Annotated in this window: 19 protein-coding genes, 1 tRNA gene and 1 pseudogene; 10 read left to right on the top strand and 11 right to left on the bottom strand. The window is 44.3% G+C overall.

What is annotated here, in order from left to right; translation table 11 throughout:
• Positions 1-203 precede the first annotated feature (203 nt).
• Positions 204-923 (bottom strand): LytR/AlgR family response regulator transcription factor, encoded by a 720-nt coding sequence (locus ACY2A0_RS13210; RefSeq protein ID WP_461791554.1) that lies wholly within the window; start codon positions 921-923, stop codon positions 204-206.
• Positions 920-1,945, bottom strand: coding sequence for a sensor histidine kinase (locus tag ACY2A0_RS13205; protein WP_461791553.1), 1,026 nt, complete (start codon positions 1,943-1,945; stop codon positions 920-922). The genes ACY2A0_RS13210 and ACY2A0_RS13205 overlap by 4 nt, the downstream gene beginning before the upstream one ends.
• A gap of 135 nt (positions 1,946-2,080) precedes the next feature.
• On the opposite strand from ACY2A0_RS13205, the gene ACY2A0_RS13200 reads away from it, so the two are divergent.
• From ACY2A0_RS13200 to ACY2A0_RS13170, 7 genes are all read left to right on the top strand, one after another.
• Complete coding sequence (locus ACY2A0_RS13200) at positions 2,081-2,224, top strand: hypothetical protein (protein ID WP_461791552.1); 144 nt, start codon at positions 2,081-2,083, stop codon at positions 2,222-2,224.
• A 387-nt stretch (positions 2,225-2,611) separates the two neighbouring features.
• Positions 2,612-3,196 (top strand): hypothetical protein, encoded by a 585-nt coding sequence (locus ACY2A0_RS13195; RefSeq protein ID WP_461791551.1) that lies wholly within the window; start codon positions 2,612-2,614, stop codon positions 3,194-3,196.
• 152 nt (positions 3,197-3,348) lie between these two features.
• The gene (locus tag ACY2A0_RS13190) at positions 3,349-3,807 is read left to right on the top strand and encodes a hypothetical protein (RefSeq protein ID WP_461791550.1); all 459 of its coding nucleotides are present in this window, start codon (positions 3,349-3,351) and stop codon (positions 3,805-3,807) included.
• Between the two features lie 433 nt (positions 3,808-4,240).
• On the top strand, positions 4,241-4,708 hold the full coding sequence (locus ACY2A0_RS13185; protein WP_461791549.1) for a MauE/DoxX family redox-associated membrane protein: 468 nt from the start codon (positions 4,241-4,243) through the stop codon (positions 4,706-4,708).
• A gap of 146 nt (positions 4,709-4,854) precedes the next feature.
• Positions 4,855-5,127: a DUF6520 family protein gene (locus ACY2A0_RS13180; RefSeq protein WP_461791548.1), complete on the top strand. Its 273-nt coding sequence runs from the start codon at positions 4,855-4,857 to the stop codon at positions 5,125-5,127.
• Between the two features lie 66 nt (positions 5,128-5,193).
• Positions 5,194-5,457: a hypothetical protein gene (locus ACY2A0_RS13175; protein ID WP_461791547.1), complete on the top strand. Its 264-nt coding sequence runs from the start codon at positions 5,194-5,196 to the stop codon at positions 5,455-5,457.
• Positions 5,458-5,518: 61 nt separating this feature from the next.
• Complete coding sequence (locus tag ACY2A0_RS13170) at positions 5,519-6,592, top strand: hypothetical protein (protein WP_461791546.1); 1,074 nt, start codon at positions 5,519-5,521, stop codon at positions 6,590-6,592.
• On the opposite strand, the gene ACY2A0_RS13165 is transcribed toward ACY2A0_RS13170, so the two are convergent.
• The 4 genes from ACY2A0_RS13165 to ACY2A0_RS13150 form a co-directional block, all read right to left on the bottom strand.
• Positions 6,563-7,987: a TlpA family protein disulfide reductase gene (locus ACY2A0_RS13165; protein WP_461791545.1), complete on the bottom strand. Its 1,425-nt coding sequence runs from the start codon at positions 7,985-7,987 to the stop codon at positions 6,563-6,565. The genes ACY2A0_RS13170 and ACY2A0_RS13165 overlap by 30 nt on opposite strands.
• 146 nt (positions 7,988-8,133) lie before the next feature.
• Positions 8,134-9,486 (bottom strand): RagB/SusD family nutrient uptake outer membrane protein, encoded by a 1,353-nt coding sequence (locus ACY2A0_RS13160; RefSeq protein WP_461791544.1) that lies wholly within the window; start codon positions 9,484-9,486, stop codon positions 8,134-8,136.
• 12 nt (positions 9,487-9,498) lie between these two features.
• A complete protein-coding gene (locus ACY2A0_RS13155) occupies positions 9,499-12,951 on the bottom strand; it encodes a SusC/RagA family TonB-linked outer membrane protein (protein WP_461791543.1) in 3,453 nt (1,150 codons plus the stop codon).
• A gap of 323 nt (positions 12,952-13,274) precedes the next feature.
• Positions 13,275-14,525 carry a FecR family protein gene (locus ACY2A0_RS13150; protein ID WP_461791542.1) on the bottom strand — a complete coding sequence of 417 codons (1,251 nt, stop codon included), beginning with the start codon at positions 14,523-14,525 and terminating at the stop codon, positions 13,275-13,277.
• A gap of 138 nt (positions 14,526-14,663) precedes the next feature.
• On the opposite strand from ACY2A0_RS13150, the gene ACY2A0_RS13145 reads away from it, so the two are divergent.
• The gene (locus ACY2A0_RS13145) at positions 14,664-15,380 is read left to right on the top strand and encodes a class I SAM-dependent methyltransferase (protein WP_461791541.1); all 717 of its coding nucleotides are present in this window, start codon (positions 14,664-14,666) and stop codon (positions 15,378-15,380) included.
• Positions 15,381-15,383: 3 nt separating this feature from the next.
• Here the strand turns inward: ACY2A0_RS13145 and ACY2A0_RS13140 are convergent, their stop codons facing one another.
• Positions 15,384-15,962, bottom strand: a complete 579-nt coding sequence (locus tag ACY2A0_RS13140; protein WP_461791540.1) for an RNA polymerase sigma-70 factor — start codon at positions 15,960-15,962, stop codon at positions 15,384-15,386.
• Positions 15,963-16,487: 525 nt separating this feature from the next.
• Positions 16,488-17,087 carry a hypothetical protein gene (locus ACY2A0_RS13135; protein ID WP_461791539.1) on the bottom strand — a complete coding sequence of 200 codons (600 nt, stop codon included), beginning with the start codon at positions 17,085-17,087 and terminating at the stop codon, positions 16,488-16,490.
• A 426-nt stretch (positions 17,088-17,513) separates the two neighbouring features.
• Between ACY2A0_RS13135 and ACY2A0_RS13130 the strand changes: the two genes are divergently transcribed.
• Together ACY2A0_RS13130 and ACY2A0_RS13125 are read left to right on the top strand one after the other, a co-directional pair.
• Positions 17,514-19,412 carry a lantibiotic dehydratase gene (locus ACY2A0_RS13130; protein ID WP_461791538.1) on the top strand — a complete coding sequence of 633 codons (1,899 nt, stop codon included), beginning with the start codon at positions 17,514-17,516 and terminating at the stop codon, positions 19,410-19,412.
• A 347-nt stretch (positions 19,413-19,759) separates the two neighbouring features.
• Positions 19,760-20,452: pseudogene (locus tag ACY2A0_RS13125) on the top strand (recombinase family protein); the annotation flags it as partial.
• Between the two features lie 778 nt (positions 20,453-21,230).
• Here ACY2A0_RS13125 and ACY2A0_RS13120 read toward each other — a convergent pair.
• From ACY2A0_RS13120 to lpxB, 3 genes are all read right to left on the bottom strand, one after another.
• Positions 21,231-21,304 (bottom strand) — tRNA-Ala (locus ACY2A0_RS13120).
• Positions 21,305-21,708: 404 nt separating this feature from the next.
• Positions 21,709-22,353, bottom strand: a complete 645-nt coding sequence (locus ACY2A0_RS13115; protein WP_461789971.1) for a hypothetical protein — start codon at positions 22,351-22,353, stop codon at positions 21,709-21,711.
• Positions 22,354-22,396: 43 nt separating this feature from the next.
• A complete protein-coding gene (gene lpxB, locus ACY2A0_RS13110; RefSeq protein ID WP_461789970.1) occupies positions 22,397-23,500 on the bottom strand; it encodes a lipid-A-disaccharide synthase in 1,104 nt (367 codons plus the stop codon).
• Positions 23,501-23,533: the final 33 nt, after the last annotated feature.

Genomic DNA, 23,533 nt, shown 5'->3' with positions numbered 1-23,533 from the left:
AAACTATCAATATGATATCGCGATCCACGGAGACTATTTTTTATCAATCAGACTGAAGGCGACAGGAAGAGACACTTTTTCCAGTTATCGTTCCTAGATGACGAAACGTTGATCGGTAAACACAAACATGATTTTGTTTACGTTATTTTCCAAGGCCAAATAAAGGAATCAGCCCCAAAAGAAATTTGATTATGCGAAAGGAGTTATAAAGGGCCACCTCTTTCGATAAGCTTCAAAAAATCCTCCCGATAGCTTTTGCCAAGGGGGACTTCACGATCCATGTTCAGCACAATGGTGTTGCCGTAAAACTTGGTGATCTTGCTGAAGTTGATAATAAAAGAACGGTGCACCCGCATGAAACCCCTACCTAGTAGCTTTTCCATATCGCTCAGGCGCACGTGCGTTCTGATGGACGGCAAATGGTCAGTGAAAACAACACAGTAATGGGAGCTTGCCTCCACGTGCGTAATATCCCTAAGTTCCACATACGTAATGGTATTGTTCAAACCATGCCTGACTCCAATTTTCTTACCTTCGGGAAGTTGTAACGGCTGTGCTGGCAACATCAAAGCTTTAACGCGGTTAACGGACTGGGTAAAGCGGGTAAATAGCACAGGCTTCACCAGGTAATCTACCACGCCCAACTCGTAAGCCTGAAGGGCTAACCTATTGTCACCGGTTACCAGAACGATGTAGGCCAGGTGACCAGCCTGAGCGGCGAAGTCCAACCCATTGAGCTGGGGCATTTCAATATCAAGAAAAATGAGATCTACCACCAGTTCCTTGGCGATCAGCTTGTGCAGGGCATCTAGTGGATCGATGTAAGTGCCCGCCAATTCCAATTCCGGTGTGCGCTCTACCAATCTTTTCATGAACTCAATGGCGTAGGGTTCATCATCAATTATCAAACAGCTAATTTTCATAAAATCATTTCTAAGTAAAGGTTGTAGTGGTTGCGTTCTTCGGTGCTACGGAAAAAGTAACGGCCGGGATATAACAGATCTAGACGTTTGCGCAAATTCTGCAGGCCAATGCCGGTTTTACGATAAATGCTTTCTGGCCGTTTGAGATTGTGGATTTGGACAAGCAGCTTTTGATCCTGTATCTCAATAATGACCATGCCGCATTCATCTCCCCTACTTAAATCTCCATGCTTAAACATATTCTCGATCAAATTCCCAAGTATTCCAGAGGGCAGCTGCAAGTTTGAGGCAGCGGCCTCAGCGTTGATGTTTAACTGCAGATGCTGCTGGTTATCGCTACGCAGTGTGGCGAGTTCTATGTATCGTTGTATATAAGTGATTTCGTCCCGCAAGGGGACGGTATTGCTTTCAGAAGTAGCTTTCAATGAATAATGCATCAACTCGGCCAACAATTGTAGTGCCCTTAACGCCTTGGGCGAATTGAGCTCAACCTGATATTCAATAAACTGTAACGAGTTGAACAACAGATGTGGATTAATTTGAGAACGTAGGAAAGCATTTTCAAGTTCAACCTGATTGCGCTGTCGCTCAGATATGACGAGTTCTTTCTCGCTGGCCAACTTGGCTTTTCGAATGCCAATACGAGCCTGAAAGTAGGCAAAGCTCAGCACAACAAGGTATATGTATCTGCTCGAGGCTTGCTTAAAGAAAAAAGGCGTAACACTCAATTGAAAGACCCCTGTCTTTAACATCTGAATGGTCGAAGCAATGACAGCATGAAGGGCAAAAAACAAAACGATCGCCAGTAGACCGACACCAACCAACCGTCTTCTTTCAATTTCCCTATCGTTAATTTTGAACATGAGCGATGCAGAGAAATAGAAAAAAGGGATTTGAACAAGATAGTATAAAAGATCGGGGACTATTATTCTACCGTAGAACATGAAAATGCTACTTTGTTCATAGGCAATTGCGCATACAACTCCCAATACGTGTCTCCAGTTTTTATTATAAATTTTCATATTATTTATCGTGATATCATTTTTTCTACGTTAGCATTTAATATGTCTACGCTATCATTTCAGCTTTCTGGGCATACATTTACATCGATTCACAGGTATGAAATAATTTAGCGTTGAACTTAAAATCCGAACGAGATGAAAAAACTAAAAATTCAAAAGCGTATGCTCTTCAGCTATCAATCAGTGCGTGACGTGAAAAAAAATGGCGAACTGAGCGGGAACACGACGACGGTAACCTCTATGATCCCGACCTGTCCCACAGGTACAGGTCTGAAATAGATAGAGGCACAACCAATCGAGCAAAAAGACGACAATGGATATTCTCCACTCAGAGTTTATCCATTGCCTTTTTTAAATGTACTCTCTTTTTATTTGTTATCACTCAATAAGTCCTACGGACTTATCCATTTTATCATTGCGAAAATCTTTCTATTCTAATTCGGTCAATGCGGTAGAGTAGTTACACTTAAACTACAGACGGTTAACCCTTATCCATACTTCTCCCCGCAGGCCACCACTAATTTATGTATCACTCTTCCTTTGGATCGGACAGTCCGCCACTGGAAAGATTACCGTATACATTTTATTTGTTTAAACAATTCGCCATATTAGGACCACGTTATTAATCAATCCCGATAAATTCTGTTCATGAATTAAAATTTAGACATGCCCAGTTTGAATGACATTGAGCACCTAACAGAAGATTTTACCAAACAAATACTTGGAGAAACAGATTATAAAGAGATGTGCTATACAGTTTGTTACCCCCTACAGATATACTTGGAAATAAAGCAAATCAAATGTTCATTGGAAGGAGGCCAATATCAGCTATATCCTGCTACCGAAGGTCTGCGTGATCATTTCTGGCTCAGTCTCTTGGATTATCCTGGCATGGTCGTGGACCCAACAGTAAAACAGTTTGGACCAAACGCTTTAAAGGGCAACGTTTTTCCTATCACAAGTAGCTACCTACCGCACCAAGATATCGATTGGCCTTCAATACAAAAAGCATGGTGCAGCCCGTTGATCAATCAAAGTACAACTGGGGTTGACATTCGGAAATATGTTCCGGTTAATTTAAAAGCCGCAGAATTCGTGCTTTCCCGCAAGGAAATTGAAAATCAAACCCAAGAATGGTGGAATGGGCACGGCACTTACCTAAAGGCCATAGAACAGATCTTTTTGATCTATCAGGGACAGATGGGCATCGATTGCAAGCAATATCCCAAAGTATCTGAATTGCTGCTATAATTCGCTGAGATCCAAGTTGACAGTCAACAATCTACTTTTTTTTGCTTTAGACGCCACTCCATATTCAAGTTTCAACTGTTTGCCTTCGAAGTAAGAACCACTGCAAATTACTAAATTATTTAGTAATATTGCCAAACTCAAATTTTTGTGCCATGGCGGAGTGCTTCTATTTTCTGTGCAGCAAAGGTGTGGTGGAAATCAGCCAGAATAAGGGTGAGAGAAGCTACAAGGTCTTTTTGAATCGATTTTATATCGGCAGCATTACCAATTTCAATAACGAGGGCCTTTCCTTTATCCATCAGGTAAGGGACAAGCCAACTTTTACACCAACGGAAAGTAAGATGCTTGCCGATATTGCATCTGGGAAGATCGTCCCAAAAAGTATCATTATCCCAAAGCCGATCCGCATAAATGGCGAGCGTTGGACCATTATGATGTTTGCACCAAACCAATATGAACTTAAAAACGAGCAGGGAATGGCAAGTGGCAAGTTATGGCCAGCGGTATTCAATGGCCGTATGACCTGGGTATCGGAAACATTAGATCCCGCCATCCTACAACAGATTGGCCTACAGATGCAGGTGGTTGATGGCATTGATGGCACTAAATAAAGATCCCGTCTAAAAAGACGGGATGTAAACGAGCTACCACCATAGCTACATCTTTGGAGCCACCACTCCGTTTTTTGTCAAGTATAAGGATCCCGATTGGGGGCAGTAAGATAATACAGATCGACATATCAACCTCGTAGATTACACGGTAAATCCGCACGTTTTTTCACCCTTGTTATACAGCTAAACCCAACGCTAAGCAATAACCCTTAAGTGTTTTCTATAATGGGTTTTATGACGTAAGTTGTATCGCTATTATTGCATTCGCACCACCATTTTGTTCGTCTGCGTACTGGAAGGCTTTATCCACGCAAGAAACTTGGTCTGGCTATCGCTCCCATCCTAAATTGCTTTCTGTTGATCGTCTGTATATGGACAGCCCAGTCTCCGTGGGAGAACGCTGTTCCAGATTTAACTAACAAGAATGCTGTATATGAAAATGCAAAGGATTTTCATTGCGTTGATCTGTGTATTGTTCGGCTTCCTCTGGCTGTACGCAGGCCTGCAGAAACTTGGAGATCTGCCAAACTTCCGCAACCAGATGTCGAAGAGCCCGATGCTTACCGGCATCGCTCCCATACTTGCATACGCTGTACCCTTAGTTGAACTAGCCCTTGTCTATATGCTCATCTACAAGCGCACAAGGCTATTTGCATTATATGCCTCGCTCTTTCTGATGGTCCAGTTCATTACCTATCTCTTTCTGATTCTCAACTATAGCTTCTATGTGCCCTGCGCCTGTGGTGGCATCATCAGTGGAATGAGCTGGCACGTACACATACTTTTCAATACGGGCTTTGTAGTGTTAGCCGTAATGGGCATTGCAATGGAGACCAAGCGAAGATACGCTCCTTTGTTGAAAGAGGGTGAGCTCGATCATCTGACGATTAGGTACACCTGACCGGTTTAGGACTGCAGCATGTAAAGCCGCCGTGCTGCGAGCTGACCAATAAGTGACATAGCGGAATTTTCACACATGCTGCCGCTCTGCTTAAAAATCGAAGTCGAGGGCATAACAGGTATTTTTTAATCAAAATTTCAAACAACATGAAGATCAATTTAAAAAAAATCTTGCCCGCACTGGCCTTAACGGTTTTAATTGCCAGTACCGTAGCCGCAACCAACGCCGGTACAATAAGTTCTTTTAAAACTGAGGGACAATGGTACGGATTGCCGCAAAACCAACCCCGTCAACAGTTAGATCCAAACACGCAACCGAATCCCGAAACCGATTGTGACGGGTCTAACCACAATTGTGCAGTGTATGTTGATGGGGATACCGAAACGCCTTTCCCCGGTGGTTACTATATGCCACAATAACAGCTGAATAAATACAATTCGGATGTACTGAACAATCACTTATTCATAATTTAAAAATCAAAGATCATGAACAACAGAATCAAAGCGTTGATGCCTGCATTGGCCCTTACCGCTATTTTAGGCGGTACATTCATCGCAAATGCGATGGAACGTAAAAACAATGATATTGACCTCACCTACTATGGCGTACGTAGTAATGGACAAAGGGTGCTGCTCGATAATCCTCCTTCGTCTAGCGATTGTGATGGGACAAATAAAATCTGCTATTTGACGGTCGATGAAGAACAAAACGAGGCACCATTTGGTGGCGGAGCTTACATAGGCCAATGATCACAATTCAAAAACTATTGCCAGGTACTGTGCCCTGGCAATAGTTCTTAATATTTCTTTTATGAAAACAATCAAAGCTACTGCCCTTACTATATTGACGGCCAGCCTTTCTGTACTGTTACTAGCAATAGTAACAGGCTTGTTTAAACCCATACCTAAAAATGGGTTTAACAGAAAGATCCTTACTCAACTGCAGGCCATCCACCAGATAGAAAAGCCCGAGCAATTACTTACCTACATTGGTAAGTATCATAACCGCTACTACTTTTCTGGAAAGAAAGTAAACAAGCTGTTTAGCTATGGGACAAACCTAAACGGTTTAAAGGAATATACTTTAGACATACCATATAATCAGAAATGGCAGAATAATTTTGCACATGCAATAAATGGTGACAGTATTTATAGTTGGGCAGCACAGGTGCCCGCAATTTACAGTTTTGCGATAAATGGTACACATACCCTTACCACCACCAAACTGCCGTACACGTTTACTAGGGCGCAACAAATTGGTGGGCGTAACTACTTGCTCAGATCTTTTGATCCAACCGACAGTGTTTTTGAGCAGGTATTTATAAAATATAACGCGGCAACTGGGAGCATGATCAAAAACACATCCGTAACTGAGCACTTAAATGATGGCGGGATGCTTACTGATGGCATGCTGTTGTTTGATAGCTCAAGCCTTACCGCGCTATACATCTATTTTTTCGCCAACCAATTGATATGGCTGGACACCAATTTAAACATTATCCGTAGAGGCCACACCATAGATACCTTTGCTACCGTAACGGGTAGTATAGAAATATACCAAAAAGGCAGCGGCAAAAGGGCCACCTTTAATGCGCCACCCAAAATTGTAAACCTTTATAGCCAGCTTAGCGGTGGCTATTTGTTTAATCTTAGTGCCAAACAAGAAGACAATGAGACCAAAGAACGTTTTAACGGAGGCAACAAAATAGATATATACAAATTTTCAAATGGCCAATATGTTGGATCATTGAAAATACCGTCGATCAACAAAGAACAGTTTGAAAGTTTTGCAATTGTAGATGGTCAGCTGTTAGCCATCTACAAAAGCTATTTAGTAAGTTACCCCTTAGCTGAACTATTGTTGAGTGGAAAAGAAGAAAGGTGATTTTTTATCACTAATTATTACCATATCAATTACCCTTTCAGCTTCTTCAAAAGTAAGATCGTATTTGACCAATGCGGCATTTACACTTTTCCAGTTTGTCATTTTTGCATCTAGGTTAATATCAATGAGTTTATCGCCCGCAAAGCCAGTTTCGTCCACGATTGGCGTTTTTAGGTTTTGAAGGTCAATTGTTAGCTTCATCATAAATTTATAAAAGGTCTGACCACTCATTTGAGAACCATAAAAGGTGGGTTTGATTTTGTCTAATGAAGTCTGCATTCCATTATTGGCAGCAATTCTATCAGCTTCCGAAGTTCGTCTTAATACTAGGCACTTTACTTTTCTTTTCTCGGCATAGGCCGATAGATTTAAAAGTGATTTGAATTTATTGTTGAGATCGTTAATGGCTTGCTTAGCCAGTTTTACTCGATCAGAAGTATCGGTAATTTTCATTTCATAACAAAACCTATGAGCATCCATAGTTTTCCTCCAATTTGGATCTTTATCTTTAATCAGATCGTCAATATAATCGTTACTATACTTTAATAAATCCGAGTTATTAACATCCCAGATCACCCTATTGTCATAAAAAAAATAAAAGTGACCAGATTTGGGCTTACCACCCGTAAGTACAAGACCAAAAAGTGAATTAAAAATATTGCTTATTCCAGTGTTTAAAATTAGAATATGACCTTCCGACCATATATAGGGTAACACTAATCCATCAATCTTTCGGGTAAGGATACTTGATGAATAAAGATTCTCAACAGGAATATTTTCCTTTTGCTTTTCTCCATTGATCGTTACGGGCACGAAGAGATTAAAGAAGGTTGGAGCTGGATCGAACCTTTTAATTACAGTAGATTTATTGTTAAACATACTTGATTGCCCCAAAAGCAACTGGTCAATGTTTTTATCATTGATCTCCTCCTCTTGGGCATCAGCTATGTAAACCCCTTCTTTATTTATAATGACAAAATGAGGTATGGCCCTGAAATTAAATAAATTCCTAATGGCTGTGTCTGCCACTACCGAAAACAGATCTATTCCTTTGTCATTTTTTATGGCCTGCAATAGCGGTGCGACTTTTGTCAAAGGGTCACTTGTCACCGGTAATATCTGTATTTGCCCATTATATTTTTTCCGTAGGGCCTCCATTTTAGGGAAAGCGGCAATACATGGCCCGCACCATGTGGCCCAAAAATCGAGGATCAGAATTTTTCCTCTAAACTGGGAAAGAGCTTTCTCTGGTCCTTTGTAATTGTAAGTTTGTGCGATCGGAAGGTCTGGCATTGTATCCCCAATTTTCAGCTTGTTATTAACTGTGTTTTGGGCAAAACCCACTAAACTGCCTATACCAAGTACCAACAGTATCATTATAAATATCTTTTTCAACTCATTTTAAGGTAATGGAACTTTCATTCCTGTCATACATCATTATTGGGCGTTGCTTAGATGATGGGAATAGTGACTGAATTATACTAAGCCTCGCTCCGAGCGAAGTCAAAGTATTCGTTACGCCAAGATATCCTCTAGTGAAGTTACCTCTCGTTTTGTGGCATACCGTAATTACGTATTTCTATTTCCGGGATAGCATAAGTATAACGCTTATCGTTCGGCGGTAAAGTATAGTTTTCACCATTAAGTACTCGGACGAGAGTAACGGCAAAGCGATTGTCTTGATTAAGACGGCGCAGGTCTGCCCAGCGCAGTCCTCGGTAGATCAATTCCTTTCGTCTTTCGGCTAAAATTATTGACAAAGCAGCATCTGCATTGGAAGCCGTTAACGGTACGTAAGTTCCCATAAAACGTTTTGCCAACAGGGAGTTTAAATCTGCCATCGCGTCGACTGTTCGCCCTAACCGGGCACAGGCTTCAGCTCTGATAAGATAAACCTCATCAACAGCTAACCCTCCGAAAATAGAAGTAGTCCCAGTGTAAGAAGATTTACGTGTCAACTTCCCATTGAGGGTGTAAAAATAAATAACCTTGCGAAGGTCGTTGGCGCTGTACATCTGATAAACATTGCTTGGTACAATTAAGTTAGCAGCAAGCAAGTTAGTAGAATTGGAAAAGCCACTGTAGTAGATGGTTTCTACGTTATCTCTCCCTATTGGTAACGTGCTAGTCAAACTCAAAGTATTAAAATCGATCAAAGTATTTTTTAGCTGTAGGCAACTGTCAGCATATTTTTCTGCGTTGACATTTTCGCCACGTATTAAATAAACTCGGGCTAAAAGGGCATAAGCGGCAGGTTTGCTTGGCCTTGTGGTAAACAGAGGCGTAACGGGTAACAAAGGAATGGATGCTTTGGCATCGGCAATAATCTGATCGTAAGTTTCCTGTACGGTACTGCGAAAAGACCTTTCATTGATATCAGCACTTAACCTTAACGGAATGCCAAAATCATTATTGGATGTGTTCTGTAAATAAGGCTTGGCATACAAAGTAGCCAAATGATAATTCGATATTGCTCTTACAAAAAGAGCCTGTCCTTTGGCAAGGTTATAACTTGAAATATTGTTGTTATTAACTGCTATCTTCCCAAGTGTTTCTAATGCTACATTGCTCACAAAAACATATTTATAAAAATTATTCCAGTCCGCCTGAATATCACCTTCCCAAATATCGCTTTTCCAGATATATGCATTTCTCCATCCCACTAGTGCCGCGCTTAACCATGAAGTATACGTTAGCTCGTAATCATCTGACCCTAACTCCAAAGTGGGATAAATAAGATTTATATTATTATTATCGTCCAACAGAGCCTGTGCATCTGCAATAGTGGTGGGTACGACTTGGCTATCGCGGGGTTTCACATCTAGCCAATCTTTTTTACAGCTTACCAAAGCAAAAAAGCTCAACAGTATACATATTTCAAATATTTTTTTCATAATTCCAAAAAATTAAAAGTTCGCACGTAGGGCCAATGAGTAGCTTGTAGGGATGGGATACAAGCCAGTTGTGTATAAATCGGGATCGAGACCTTGTTTATTGGCTCGCCAAACAACACCTAGGTTGCGGGCATAAAGGGTTAAATTAAGCTGTTTAATACCTAAACGCTTCAAGTTGTTATTAGTAAAGGCATAGCTTAGGTTTATATCCTGCAAGCGAATATGATCGCCTCTTTGCACTACAGCCTCGCTACGGTTGTAAAAGGTATCCCTAGTGCCTGCATTTACCGTTAAAGACGGAATGGAGGGTACATTCGTGCGCAGTTCATCTCCAGGTTGTTGCCAGCGTTGGGTAAAATCGGCATAACCGGCTCCATCACTAAACAGACTGCTGTAGTAAATAGAATTTTGACGTATATAATAGCCCAGTTTAAAGTTGAGTTGTACAGAGAGAGTAAAGCCGCTATAAGAAAAAGTATTTTGTAGCCCACCAGAATATACAGGTTTAGCCGGACCACTGTATACAACATCATCGATACTACTAGGATTGATCAGATTGGTGTAATTTTTAGAAATTGTACCATTTTCGTATCCTTGAGGATCACCAGTAGCCGGGTCTAAACCAGCCCAACGGTAACTAAATACACTATAAACTGGATAACCCGCTCTTGGATAAATAAGCCCTGAATTATCATTACCGTTTTGAACTATGTTCTGCACGGAAGTCAACACATCATAAGCGGTCACCTTGTCTGTCGCATAGCTAAACAATAATCCGGTTTGCCAAGTGAGTTTCCCGTTGAGATTATTGGAGTTCAGCGTCAGATCTACACCATTGCCCGAAGTTTGTGCGAAGTTTCCTCTCAATGCGCTTACTCCTGTACTAGGAGGGAGTTCGGCATCGCCAATGATATCTTCTCCATTGCGCTTGAAGTATTCAATACTGCCAGATAACACCTTGTTACTTAACCCAAAATCAATTCCCAAATTTAAAATACGCGTACGCTCCCAACGCAGCTGAGGGTTTGGAGGATTGGTAATAGATGCATAACGCAAACCGGTGTTTGGTGCAGCACTTAAATAAAGCGCAGTGGTGTAAGCTGATAAGGTCGAGTTCAAGTTACCATTATAGCCGTATGTTGCACGTAATGAAAGTTTGGAAAACAAGGCCAATTTATAAAAACTTTCCTTATCAAAATCCCATTTTACACCCACGCTCCAAAGTGGAACAAACTTTTGATTCGTTTTTACACCGAAGTAATTGGAGCCATCTACACGGCCGCTGCCCGATACCGTGTAACGGTTTTTAAAAGTATATGCTGCATTGCCATACCACGAAAGATACCGGTTGATGGTATTGTTGATGCCGTCTGTGTAAGGGATGGCGCCGCTACCGTTAGGCTGCAAATTAAAACTGGCCGTAGTATTCACCTTGGTAACGGTAGCCACATTGGGATCATAACCATAAAATGTACCACCTGTAAAAGTTTGCTTAATCTCCCTGATCTCATACCCGCCCAAGGCCGTGAAGGAATGATCACCCAAAGTATTATTGTAGTTGAGCTGAGTTCGCAGGTTGTTGGCTACAATCTCATTGCTGCTAAAAGTAAGAATATTGCCCTGCGGTATATTATTCAGCGTAACGATTCCACCTGTGTTTACCGTAGAGTAACGATTAACCAAATTTCGGGTATAAAAACTCTCCGAGTTTGCCAAAGTATTATTCTTGATCATTTGCTTTTGGTACTGATACCTTACCTCAGCCGATAAACCTTCAATAAACGTATACTTCGCAGCAGCATTGAGCCTATTCTCGTTGTTGTTACTTTTGGTAACCTGTTTACCAAATTCGTCTAAAGGCACAAATGCCCAGTTCAAAAAGCCCTTGCTTGGCGCTTCGTTCACATAAGTCATCCTATAGTTGTTCACAATTGGCAATGCAATTCCATTTGGATCAGCCAATTGCGTATAGGGATCTACATAAGACGGGAACCTTGTCAAAACATTGTCTGATAGATTGTTGCTCTGCACATAAGTCAAACCCGCGCTGAACTCCAAATTCTTAACAGGGTTATAGGTCGTCTGTACATTGAAGGAATAACGCTGGTATTCGGAACCTACTGCAATCCCACGGTTCTGATCCAAACCGCCAGACATGTAATAGGTCATTTTATCAGCACCGCCACTCAGGTTCAGCGCATATTGTTGATTTACGTTCTGCTGGTAGAAGTATCTGGAAAGATCATCACGGTAGTCTACGCTGCGCAGACTATTAATCTGCGCATCTATGACCGCAGCCTGTGAAGGATTGTCTCTTTTCTTAATTAGCAATTCTACAACTGGTGAAAGGGGAGCCTTTGCTACTGAGTTTTCCGCCGCCGTATAGAAACCTGCTGCAAATAACTGCTGTTCTACGTTGATAAAGTCGTTGCTATTTAAAAAGGCACGATCATAATACAGATCGGGCTTATTGCCAATGGTAACATTGCTATTGAAATTGATGTTTAAGGGCTGATTTGCCCTTCCTTTTTTAGTAGTGATCACGATCACCCCATTTCCCGCACGTACGCCCCAAATACTAGCTGCTGAAGCATCCTTCAGGATCGTAATGTTCTCTACGTCGTTCGGGTTAATGTTGTCCAAACTTCCCTCATAGGGAAAATTGTCGACCACGATCAGCGGTTCCGCATTGGAAAAGATCGTGTTCTGTCCTCGTACACGAATCTGCCTTGCCCCCGATCCGCTCCTGTTGAAGACTATGCCGCTGGCTACGCCTTCCAGGCGATCAATGATATTGGTGCTGATCTGCCTTTCAAGTTGCGGACTGCCAACGCTGGCAAAACTACCAGTAGCCCTTTCCTTTGGAATCTGTTGGAAACCGGTGCTAACGACATTGACTCCCGAAAGCTGTCCAACGATTTCCTTCATTTCCACATCGAGCGTACTACTAGTGCCAATGTTGACCTCTTGTGTTTGGTAGCCAAGATAGCTGAACAGCAGGACAGCACCTTCACCAACTTCGATAAGATAGGTTCCATCGCTACCGGTGACCGCCACCCTATCGGTACCCTTGGCCCGAATACTTACCCCAGCCAAGGGCTGGCCCGTACCATCGGTGACCTTTCCGCGAATTTTCCGTTGTGGCTGAACCGCTCTGGTGGTCGGCGTTGGCGTTGGTTTCTCCCTGAGTACGATGCTCTTTCCCACCACGTGATAAACCAATGGGTATTTGCCGAACAGCTTCTGCAACGCACCTTCCAATTGATTATCGGAAATGGAAAGCGTTACCGGAGGTTGCTGCCGTAATAGTTCTTCATTATAGATAAAAAGGTAGCCTGTCTGTTTTTCAATCTGTTTCATTACACCAAGTAACGGCGTATCGGTCACATTCAGGGTAACGCGCTGGGCCTTTACCGCTGCCGAAACCTGCATGCTGGCTACGAATAGAAACAGTATGAATTTCATTGTTACAATGATTTTGAATGGCCTGCCCTGCCAATGGCCGGCTGCCATTGGGAAAGGTTTGAAAAAATTCATAAGTTTGTTCTGTTAGGGTTAGTTGATTGAGGATTCTTCAATAGGTCATTAGCCCAAACGCTGCCGATGGTTGTTCGAGAACCATCGGCTTTGTTTTTTTACGGGACTATTAATTAACCTAATTATTTAAAAATTTTATGTTCACTTCATTGGCGTTTGGTTAAGGTTATACATTCTGTTACTTGTTCGGTCTATCTGTGTTGATATCATGGGGTCAACCGGCACCCTTTTTTTCGTTGTTCATCCATCCTTTACCTGTCAAGGACGATGAGCCTTTGTCCGGTTGGCGTCTGCTCGATTTCGAATTTCAGTCCCTGCAGGGCCAGTATGCGCAAGAGCACATCCAACTTGTCGCTCCGCCTGATCCCTCCGCTCAATCTCTCACTTGGCAGCGCTCCCCTGTAGATGATCTCTATGTTGTACCAACGTGCAGCCTGCTTGAGGATCTCATGCAACGGCGCATTCCTGAACCGTATTTCGCCGTTCTTCCAGGCGACGGCCAGCTCGGTATCCGCTGGGATAACCTCCAGGCCATTTTTGCCAATGAGCGTCTGTTGCCCGGGCCTGAGCAGTGCGGAAGGTCTATCGCCCCGTAGTGCAGAAACCTTTATGCTTCCCTCGAGCAGCGTGGTTACCACATTTCTCTCATCGGCATAGCTGCTGACATTGAAATGGGTGCCCAGCACCTGGATCTGTTGGGAGGCGGACCTGACGATGAATGGCAGTCGTTGCTTGCCCGCACCTGACTGCTGTGCGGAGAATATTTTAGCGACTTCAAAGTAGGCCTCTCCGCTCAGTTCCACTACGCGAGGTTGGGATAATGACATATTAGCCTGGTAGCGGAGTGTTGAGGCCGCGTTGAGCCATACTTTAGAGCCATCAGGCAAATGCACCTGAAATTGTCCGCCCTTGGGTGTACTGATGGTATTGTAGCTGCTAACCTGGCGACCCTGCTCATCGCTATCATTGGAACCGTGGATTGCTTTCTGGTAAACGAGTTGTCCGCTGGCAGACTTGCTGATCTTTACACCCTGCTCGACAGCAACTGTTCCGGTTTCCGTTCCACCTAGGTCCACGACCTTTCCTCCCGCTAGTGTCAATGTTGCCCTATCGGTTCCCGGCCGTACATTTCTGGCAATGTCAAAAACATCATCAGTTTTACCGGCACGGTGCAGGTCAGCAGTGAGCAGCAACCAATAAATGCCGTATGACAGCAGTGCGGATAGAAAAATAGCTGCCCACAGGATGATGTTGTTCCGCTTTCTCCTGCGAACATTGATAAGGTACCTTACGCTGGACAACGACCTTTCCGTATCGTCGATGCGCCAACCGGCGATCTGTTCTGCTATGGCCTGCCCATCGGTCAATTGGATAAATGCATCACGGTTCTTCGGGCTGCTGGAGGCCCATGCGTTCAACTCCGATTGTTCGGCATAGTTTAATCTTCCGGCGTTGTAGCCACTGATCAAATAGAGTATGCGGGATTGCGACGATTCTTCCATTTTTTTTAAACTATGTAACTATAACCGCCCGTGGAAGAATTAGTACCTAATGGTGAAGAAAAAAATTAAACCACATCACCAGATCAATGCATGATACTGGTTGAAGACAGTCAAGCGTTTTGTAACTTAGCTTGCAGAATGGTTAAAGAAGATATCCTGGCCGCCTATGAGGCGATGGCCGAAAAATATAATGAACTGATTGACCACAAGCCGCACAACGCATATTATGATCGTCCCAACACCTTGCGTTTGCTGCCAGAGGTAGCGGGCAAGGTTGTCCTTGATGCGGCCTGTGGCCCCGGAAAATATGCCGAGATCCTGATCGGCAAGGGAGCAGAGGTGGTTGGCTTCGATCTTAGTCCCAAGATGGTCAAGTTAGCAAGGGAAAGAAATGGCAGCAACGGACAGTTCTTTGTCCATGACCTTGCCCAGCCTATGGAGATGATAGAAAGCAGTTCATGCGATGTGGTACTTTGCGCCCTGGCGATGCATTATCTGCAGGACTGGACCAATACTGTCAGGGAATTCCATCGGGTATTAAAGCCGGATGGCATGGTTGTCATTTCCATTGAGCATCCTTTTTTTGAGTATACCTATTTCAGGTCGAAACGATATTTCGCCGTGGAGCATGTAAAAGCAACGTGGAGCGGCTTCGGCAAAAAGATCGAGATGAACAGTTTTAGGAGATCATTACAGGAATGTATCGCTCCGTTTACCGCCAATGGGTTTTATCTCCGTGAACTGGTGGAGCCCAAGCCGGTCAGTGAATTTGAAAAACTCGATCCCAAGCATTACAGGGAGCTGAACGAGTTTCCCGCGTTCATGTGCATCAGTGCCGTTAAGAAAAACTGTTGAGGATTATTTCAGATGGGCCAACATCAACAGCAATATCAATGCGCTGTCGGACAAGTTATCCTTCAGGATCTTCAGTCCACGCGTCTTATGGTTCTTTACCGTTTGCTCGGACAGTCCCATTTCCTCTGCGATCTCCCCATTGCTCTTTCCATCTACATAGCTCAAGGTGATAACCCTGGCGCATTGGAGCGGCAACTGGTTGATGGCACGATAGACTTCGGCCAGCACTTCTGCGTGCATCATCGTATGCAGGTGGCTTTCCACATCGATCAGCGTCTGATCGGCCACGACCCGATGTCGTTTGTTGGTGTTGTTCTTTCTTTCAATATGATTCAGACATGCATTCCTAACCGATAGGTAGAGCAGCTTACGGATATGCTCCTCGTCGTTAAGGGTCGTCCGCTTTTCCCACAACCTGACGAAGATATTTTCTACCAGGTCAGATGCGTCTTCGGCATCCACGAATTTTTTGGCGTAGTAGACCAATGCCTGATGATAGGTCCGGTAGACCAGATCAAAGCTCTCATGTTGCCCCATGCAAATGGGAAACTGCATGATGGTGATGGCATTTGGCGTATCCATTGGTTTTCAACAGGTTTGGTTTATCAAAGTTAAAAAATTACAGGCTCGTTTGCAAGCAAAATCTCATAACGCTTTAGTCATCCCCATTTTGAGGCGTTGTTCGGAACTGACGAAGCGGTAGGCCGAGCAGTGGAAAAAACAAGGCTGTCCCGCTGAACTGGATCGGTTGGCGCCTACCCACCACTCACACCCATGGGTTGTCCGTGGCGATCTCTGAAATGAAGGACTGCCCGGCAGGACTAAATAAAAATGATCACTGCAAGGGGATCAAGGTCGATCTTGTGATCAAGGCCAACAGGCAGCGTGGACAGGGATGACCATAAGGTCCGACAGAACGGGAATGATGCGGGAACCGGGCCGAGGGTTTGCTCGACGTGCTACCTATGGCAGTCATGGCCATAGGCCGCCTCAGCAATCAGACCGGGGGAAAGATCTCCCGCAACATCCGGCCAATGTGCATCGGACACTGGACATCCCTAATTTTTGACCGGGGGATTTCCGAGCAAAAAAGCGCAGGCACGGGGACTAGAATAAGGTCAGCTGTACCTGCGAATGCTGAAATGCGACAATGTCGGCAAGGGTCTTTACGATCACGGCCTGTCTGTAGTTCATGGTATCGGGATTGCCGAGCACTTTGGAGAACTTGGCCTTCAGGTCGGCAAGCCCCGCATCGATGGCAGCCTGGCGGGAAGGAAGCGGCGGGGCATACACGCTCAGACCATTGACAGATCCTGCCGTACCATAGGAACACCAAAGGCCATAGGTCCATTTGCCGTTGGGACCACGACCGATCTCCAGTTTACTTTCACAGTGCAGACGTTTGGCGTCACCAAAAGCAAACTCTTCCTGGTCCAGGAACAGGGCCCGTTTGAGCCAGCCATATTGATTAAACTCGATCGCTGTAAAACCATACTCCAGTCCATGCCGGTAGCTATGGACGTTCCTGATGATCTTGTGGAAGCATTCGCCAAACTGTCGGAAGAACCCGAGCTGGGCGACATCACTGGCGGCGATGTGTGCGCTGAGTTCCCCGGCGATCTGCTGTTCATCGCAACCGAGCGAATGTTCATCGAGATAGGTCTGTAGCTGCTGCGCCGTAAAAAGGCTAAGGTTTACTTTTTCCATGATCATAATGATTTATTTATGGAATGGTAATGGAGATGTGCCATGGGTCAAGGGCGGATGGTACATCCGTTCATATACCCTTTACCCATGAAAGCCCATCGGAATAACTTTGCATCAATAAATCGTCCATGGAAAAGTAAACGCCGGCAAAGGACAGGCATGCCAGTCCGAGATCAGTTCCGCTGGGGATAGATCGCTGGCGGGGCTATTCTTTTCCATCACCGCCATGCAGCAGCAGCCTCGTGGTTACGGGCAGGCTGACCGTTCCGCCAGCCCGCCGGGTCCAAAGCGGCCCCGAGAACTTCGCAGTAATGATCGAGCTGGCATTTTTCCACCGGCCAGAATAGATTCAGGCCCATTATGTATGTAGGGTGTTGGTACGATTGGGCGCACAGACGGTTATGTTTCTAAAGTCTGTTATCCCGAATGATGAAAGCACGAAATCAAAACGAATTAGAGGTCCCTTGCCGGGCAGTCTGCCGCAGTCCGCTGTTTCCAATAGACACGACGTTGGATCGGGCCTGGCCGACGCTGAAGCGGCTGATCAGGGACAGTGCGCCGGAGTTCTACCCGATCATCGCCGAACTTGAAGCGGAAGATCTGGCGGCCCAGTCCGAAAAGGTGCGCTTCACCGTATGGAAATATTTCAACCGCAGCCGATACCGCGCCACTCCCTTCGGCGAATTTGCATCCGTGTCGCTGGTCCCCATCGGGGGCGATGGGGGCACGATCACACTTGAACAGCAAATGCAGGTCCTTGCACGGCCCGACTGGAAGGCTGTCCAGCAGATCGACTATAAGAGCCGATCGTTGGTGAGGGCAAATTTTCGCACCAATCCCCTGTGCTATGTCCATGGCCAGGAGTTCCACTACCTGTACCGTGGCCAAAAGCAGTTTGAGCTCAATGCCATCGGACGTAGGGAGGATATTGATCTGCTGCTGGACTACTGTAGGACACTTCGGTCCTTCGATGAGCTGGCACTGCTGGTGTGGGATAAGCTTGCCATGAAGAAAAGGAGCTTGCTCGCCCTGTTGAAGCAGCTGTTGGAACTACAGGCACTGGAATGCGACTTGCAGGCAAACATCACCGGAGAGGACTATTTTGTGCGGACGCAGCAGGCTCAGACCACTGGACAGGGTTACGCCATTGCCAGCCGCAGTCACCTTGGCGGCGGATTGCAGGATAGCATCGCGGGCGAGCTGAAGGATTACGCCCGTTTTATCAGCAGGTGCCTTTGGCCGCCATCGAACCCGCTGCTGGAACAGTTCAAAAGTAGTTTTTTGCAATTATGGGAGCAGCGCAGCGTGCCGCTGAGCCTGGCCTTGGATCCCATCCTGGGCATTGGCTATGGCAATGCAGCCGAGATGCCACAAGATGGCGTGGTGGGCAAACTGCAGCAACGAATCCATGGCGAAGAAGTTCCCCGCATTGCCTATGGAGCGTTTGAACAGTTTGTCCTTTCGAAATTGGCCAAAGGGGGAGCCATCCAGTTGGCCGACTTCAAACCGGCACCATCCGCACAGCCGCTGCCCAATACCGTTAGTATCCTATTTCATATCTATCACGGCCATGCGGTGATCCATCAAGCCGGGGGAGCAACGGCTACGGCCCTGTTGGGACGCTTCACGGCAATCGAGGGGATCAGGGAGCTTAGTCTTTCCCTGTCGGAAATCGAACAGGCTTCCAATCCCGGAGCGGTCTTCTTTGATCTGGCCTATCAGTTCGAAGGGCGTACGGACAACGTGAACCGTCGGGAGCACCTATATGCCACCGAACTGCCCATCGGCAGTTGGTCTACCCTTGCCGAGCCACTGCGATTGGAAGATATCATAGTCAGCGTTAGCGAAGGACAGATCTTATTGCACCATGCCCGAAGTGGCGCAAGGCTGGTGCCGCGACTAGCCTCTGCCTATAACCACGGGCGTTCCGACCTGGATCTGTTCCGCTTTCTATGTGACCTGCAATACCAGGGCATCCAGTCCAGATTGGGCCTAGACCTGCAGGCGATGTTCCCCCATCTGGAACACTATCCCCGGGTTTACTTTCAGGAAACGATCGCCTGTGCCGCCAAGTGGAGATTGCCACAATCGGTAAGCGCCGAAAGCCTGCCGGGATGGTTAGCCGCGCTGCAGATCACCCATCCATTTACCGTTGGCAAGGGGGACCAGACCTTGGTGATCGATCCGGCGATTGCCGCGGACCTGAATTTTCTGGCGATGTACAGGAAGCAGCAGCAATCCGGGGATATCTACCTGACCGAGTGGGGGATATTCCAAAAGTGGCCACCTTTTTTTTCTCCAAAGTGGCCACCTATTACGCTCTAAAGTAGCCACCTGATTTCGCTTAAAAGTGACCACTTGACTGATTTTAAAGGGTTTTAAGCATTGAGATTGTTGTTCTGGATTGATGTGTAGTCACTATGTTTTACATGCTTTAGAGCTTCTTAAACTTATCTAAAATCGAAAGATTGTTGCCTGTTCCGATGTAGTTGAATTCTTGTTCTATATTCTGTTGATAAACGGAGTAGATGTGGCCTTTTGCGTAGCAAAAGAGGTTTGGAAAGAGTAGCTACTGGAAATTCCCTGGATCCCAGATTATGAATATCGTATTACCGATGGGATAGGTTCGCAAAGGCTGAACAATCGGTTTGGTGGCCAGTTTGGAACGAAAGATGGTGGTTACTTTTGACGAAATCTACAGCCAGGAAGAACTATTGAGAAAATACTGCGCCCTAAATGACATCGCAGTACGTGAAGTCTATGTTGAAGACCACTCGGCAAAAAGTTTCGATAGGCCAGCTTGGAAGACGCTGATATGGAAGTTGAGAAGGTATAGGGGAAAAACGGACTTACTGCTGTTTCTAAAATGGGATCGCTTCAGTCGCAATGCTGGCGATGCCTATTTCATGATAGCCACGCTTCGAAAATATGGCGTCGAACCACAGGCCATTGAGCAGCCTCTGGATTTAAGTATTCCAGAGAATAAAATGATGCTCGCCTTTTATCTTGCCGCCCCCGAAGTGGAAAATGATAGAAGGGCATTGAACATTATTGATGGTATGCGACGGGCCCGAAAAGAAGGGCGCTGGATGGGCTCGGCTCCTTACGGCTACATCAACAAAATAGATGATAGCCGAAGGAAATATATCGAAATCGACAAAAGCCGAGAGGATCTCATCAGATGGATATTCCAAGAAGTCGCCAACGATGTTTATAACGTCCAACAAATTTACGTCAAGGCAAAAGACAAAGGCTTCAATGGTGCAAGGAGTCTTTTCTGGTCAATTATTCGTAGTCCGGTCTATTGCGGAAAAATCTTTATTCAGCAATACAAGAATGAAGAGAGTTTATATGCTAAAGGGCAACATGAACCTATTATCACTGAACAACTTTTCTTCAAAGTCCAAGAAATTCTCGATAAACGATCAAGAGGTGATTACAAGGTAAAGTACATCTCCAAAGACCAACTTCCATTACGGGGTTTCATACAATGTCCGCAATGTAGTAATACTTTATCTGGCAGCACCTCAAAAGGGAGGTCAGATTATTACTCTTACTATCATTGCACTGGAAAATGTAGATTCAGGGTCAACGCGGTCACAATAAACAATCAGTTTCTGTCAATACTAAAAAAATCGGTACCCAAGGCTTCTCTCATTTCCATTTACAAAAAGGCGATTCAAGATGAGTGGACAAAATTCAAAATTGATTCTACACTTCAACAACAGACAATCTCAGAAATAAGAGAGATAGAAAATAAGACACAATACATCCGAGAACTGCTTTCAGCGAGGGAAATTGATCCGGACGACTACCGGGAAATGAAGTCTGGCTTCAATGAAAAACTAGCTAAATTGAAAGCTATTTTAGACATGAGCTCAATGCAGACCGACAACATTAAAGAGCTGCTGGATAAGGCGATGAAGTCACTTTCAAGGCTGGAAACTATGTTTTTAACGGAGGATATAGAGAAGCAGAGAAAAATAGTTGGTTCGATGTACCCTGGAAAACTCTATTTTGAAAATAATGCTCTTCGAACCGCTAATAAAAACACTATCGTCGATCTAATACACATGATAGACAACAAGTTAGAAGACAAAAAAAGAGGACAAAAAACACTAAGTCGATTTTTGTCCTCTCAGGTGGAGAATATCGGATTCGAACCGATCACCTCTTCACTGCCAGCGAAGCGCTCTAGCCAAATGAGCTAATCCCCCATATTTTTTATACCATTCCCGGTCACCTTCCCGAATCAGTCGGGACGCCTAGCCAAATGAGCTAATCCCCCATATTTTTTACACCTATCCCGGTCACCTTCCCGAATCAGTCGGGACGCCTAGCCAAATGAGCTAATCCCCCATATTTTTTATACCTATCCCGGTCACCTTCCCGAATCAGTCGGGACGCCTAGCCAAATGAGCTAATCCGGTGTGCGAGCAAAAGTAACGATTTTTGATAATTCTGCAAGTACAAAATAAAAAAAGGGAAGACTATCCAGCCCTCCCAAACACAATAACATAGTTAAGCGGAGAATAGACAAACAAATTCTGTTTGCTTAACCTAAATTTGTTCAAATATAAATTGGTTCACTTATGGATAAAATACCCAGAAGTAGGTATTTTTATTTCGTGTATGGAAAATTACGAGAAACTTTCCTCATCATCCTCTCCACCAATACATCAGAAGACGAGAGTACATTATCATCCATACTCTTGAAAAACCTCCAAATTAATGAGCCTTTTTCTCCATCGTTGATGGTAAGCGTTAATGTTCCTGTACCTGTTTTAGAGCCAATTCCGCCAAATAAAATCGTGGTTGCGATAGCTCCAGCTTCCGAGCGTGTTTGTTCCGTTTCAAATTGCCCTCCAATAACTGCATCAACTTGCAAAATCTTTGCAATTTCATCCTTCGTCATTTCATTTAACTTATCAAACACACCTGCTTTTTTTAACAATATGTTTGTACGCTCTACATCCTGAAATTCTACAGTGTAATTAGAAGCTTTACGCAGTAAAAAAGTATACAAACTTGACTGGATAGAAGTTGACAATTTGTCTTCCTGCGCTTTGTTGGACTCTGCACTGTAATCTTTTGGTGGTTTCCTGAATGAAATCCTTGTAGCAAATGGCAAAATTGCTACGATTTTGTGTTTGGCAATTTCACTTTTCAGGTTAGGACTTTCAAATACTTGCTTACTTCCTTCAAATTGGGCATTTGCCGCAAATGTTGCAACTACGAGTAGCGCTAATAATAAGATTCGTTTCATCTAAATAGTTTATTAATCCGCAATTATAACTAATAAACTCTTCTTATTTAATATTTTGTACGATTAATTTTGCAGTCCTTTCAGAAGCACCCGCATTCCCCATTAATTCGTGAAGTTTCTTATAGTCCTGTAACATTTGCTGCCTTCCCGTTCCAGAAACGATCTGTTGTAGCTCCTCAGTAACTTTCTCGGCAGAACAATCTTCCTGAATCAACTCTGTCACTATTTTTCTATCTACAATTAAATTCACTAACGAGATAAAACGGATTTTAACCAACAACCTAGCGATAGCAATTGAAATGGCTCCTCCTTTGTAAACCACCACTTGAGGCACATTAAAAAGTGCAGTTTCCAATGTTGCTGTGCCCGATGCCACTACCGCAGCATAAGCACGATGTAACAAATCATAAGTTTGATTGAAAACCAATGTCACATCTTTATCTCCAAGAAACTGCTGATAGTAGTTGGCGCCGAAAGTTGGTGCAGCTGCTATTACAAACTGATAATCGGGAAAATTCTCCGTAACACTTAACATCACGGGAAGTAATCTTTCTATCTCTTGCTTTCTGCTACCTGGTAAAAGGGCGATAATTGGTTTTTCACTAATCCTATTTGCTCCCATAAAACTTGCATTGGGTTCAAAAGCAGCAATTTCATCTAATAGCGGATTTCCTACGTAGTCAACCTTCATGCCCCATGTTTTGTAAAAATCAACCTCAAAAGGTAGAATACAGAACATACGATCAACAATACGCTTAATTTTTAACACTCGCTTTTGGTTCCAGGCCCAAACTTTAGGTGAAATGTAATAGCAAACCTCAATACCTTGAGCTTTTGAAAACTCCGCAATTTTCAAATTAAAGCCTGGGAAATCGATCAGAATTAAAACATCTGGCTGATAAGCCAATATATCTGCCTTGCAAGCTTTTAAATTTCTGAATATGGTACGCAGGTTCAACACCACTTCGGTAAAACCCATAAATGCCATATCCGCATAGTGCTTCACCAATGCACCGCCTTGGGCTTGCATCTTATCGCCACCAAAATACCTAAACTCGGCGCTAGCATCCTCAACTTTTAAAGCTTTCATCAAATTTGCTCCGTGTAAATCTCCCGAAGCTTCGCCTGCAACTAAGTAATATTTCATTTTTTAAGGTACCAGTAGTCAGTGGTTAGTAAA

It is taken from the genome of Pedobacter sp., from assembly GCF_965249885.1.
In the GTDB taxonomy this organism is placed as follows: Bacteria; Bacteroidota; Bacteroidia; order Sphingobacteriales; family Sphingobacteriaceae; genus Pedobacter.
Note: the sequence above shows the minus strand (reverse complement) of the source record. Positions and strands in the feature narration are given on the sequence as shown.

Coding starts and splice junctions, on each gene's coding strand:
- ACY2A0_RS13190 (WP_461791550.1), top strand. CDS start 3,349: ATGGCGGAGTGCTTCTATTTTCTGTGCAGCAAAGGTGTGGTGGAAATC.
- ACY2A0_RS13185 (WP_461791549.1), top strand. CDS start 4,241: ATGAAAATGCAAAGGATTTTCATTGCGTTGATCTGTGTATTGTTCGGC.
- ACY2A0_RS13160 (WP_461791544.1), bottom strand. CDS start 9,486: ATGAAAAAAATATTTGAAATATGTATACTGTTGAGCTTTTTTGCTTTG.
- ACY2A0_RS13210 (WP_461791554.1), bottom strand. CDS start 923: ATGAAAATTAGCTGTTTGATAATTGATGATGAACCCTACGCCATTGAG.
- ACY2A0_RS13135 (WP_461791539.1), bottom strand. CDS start 17,087: ATGGAAAAAGTAAACCTTAGCCTTTTTACGGCGCAGCAGCTACAGACC.
- ACY2A0_RS13150 (WP_461791542.1), bottom strand. CDS start 14,525: ATGGAAGAATCGTCGCAATCCCGCATACTCTATTTGATCAGTGGCTAC.
- ACY2A0_RS13205 (WP_461791553.1), bottom strand. CDS start 1,945: ATGAAAATTTATAATAAAAACTGGAGACACGTATTGGGAGTTGTATGC.
- ACY2A0_RS13195 (WP_461791551.1), top strand. CDS start 2,612: ATGCCCAGTTTGAATGACATTGAGCACCTAACAGAAGATTTTACCAAA.
- ACY2A0_RS13130 (WP_461791538.1), top strand. CDS start 17,514: ATGATGAAAGCACGAAATCAAAACGAATTAGAGGTCCCTTGCCGGGCA.
- ACY2A0_RS13145 (WP_461791541.1), top strand. CDS start 14,664: ATGGTTAAAGAAGATATCCTGGCCGCCTATGAGGCGATGGCCGAAAAA.
- ACY2A0_RS13155 (WP_461791543.1), bottom strand. CDS start 12,951: ATGAAATTCATACTGTTTCTATTCGTAGCCAGCATGCAGGTTTCGGCA.
- ACY2A0_RS13115 (WP_461789971.1), bottom strand. CDS start 22,353: ATGAAACGAATCTTATTATTAGCGCTACTCGTAGTTGCAACATTTGCG.
- lpxB (WP_461789970.1), bottom strand. CDS start 23,500: ATGAAATATTACTTAGTTGCAGGCGAAGCTTCGGGAGATTTACACGGA.
- ACY2A0_RS13180 (WP_461791548.1), top strand. CDS start 4,855: ATGAAGATCAATTTAAAAAAAATCTTGCCCGCACTGGCCTTAACGGTT.
- ACY2A0_RS13170 (WP_461791546.1), top strand. CDS start 5,519: ATGAAAACAATCAAAGCTACTGCCCTTACTATATTGACGGCCAGCCTT.
- ACY2A0_RS13175 (WP_461791547.1), top strand. CDS start 5,194: ATGAACAACAGAATCAAAGCGTTGATGCCTGCATTGGCCCTTACCGCT.
- ACY2A0_RS13140 (WP_461791540.1), bottom strand. CDS start 15,962: ATGGATACGCCAAATGCCATCACCATCATGCAGTTTCCCATTTGCATG.
- ACY2A0_RS13200 (WP_461791552.1), top strand. CDS start 2,081: ATGAAAAAACTAAAAATTCAAAAGCGTATGCTCTTCAGCTATCAATCA.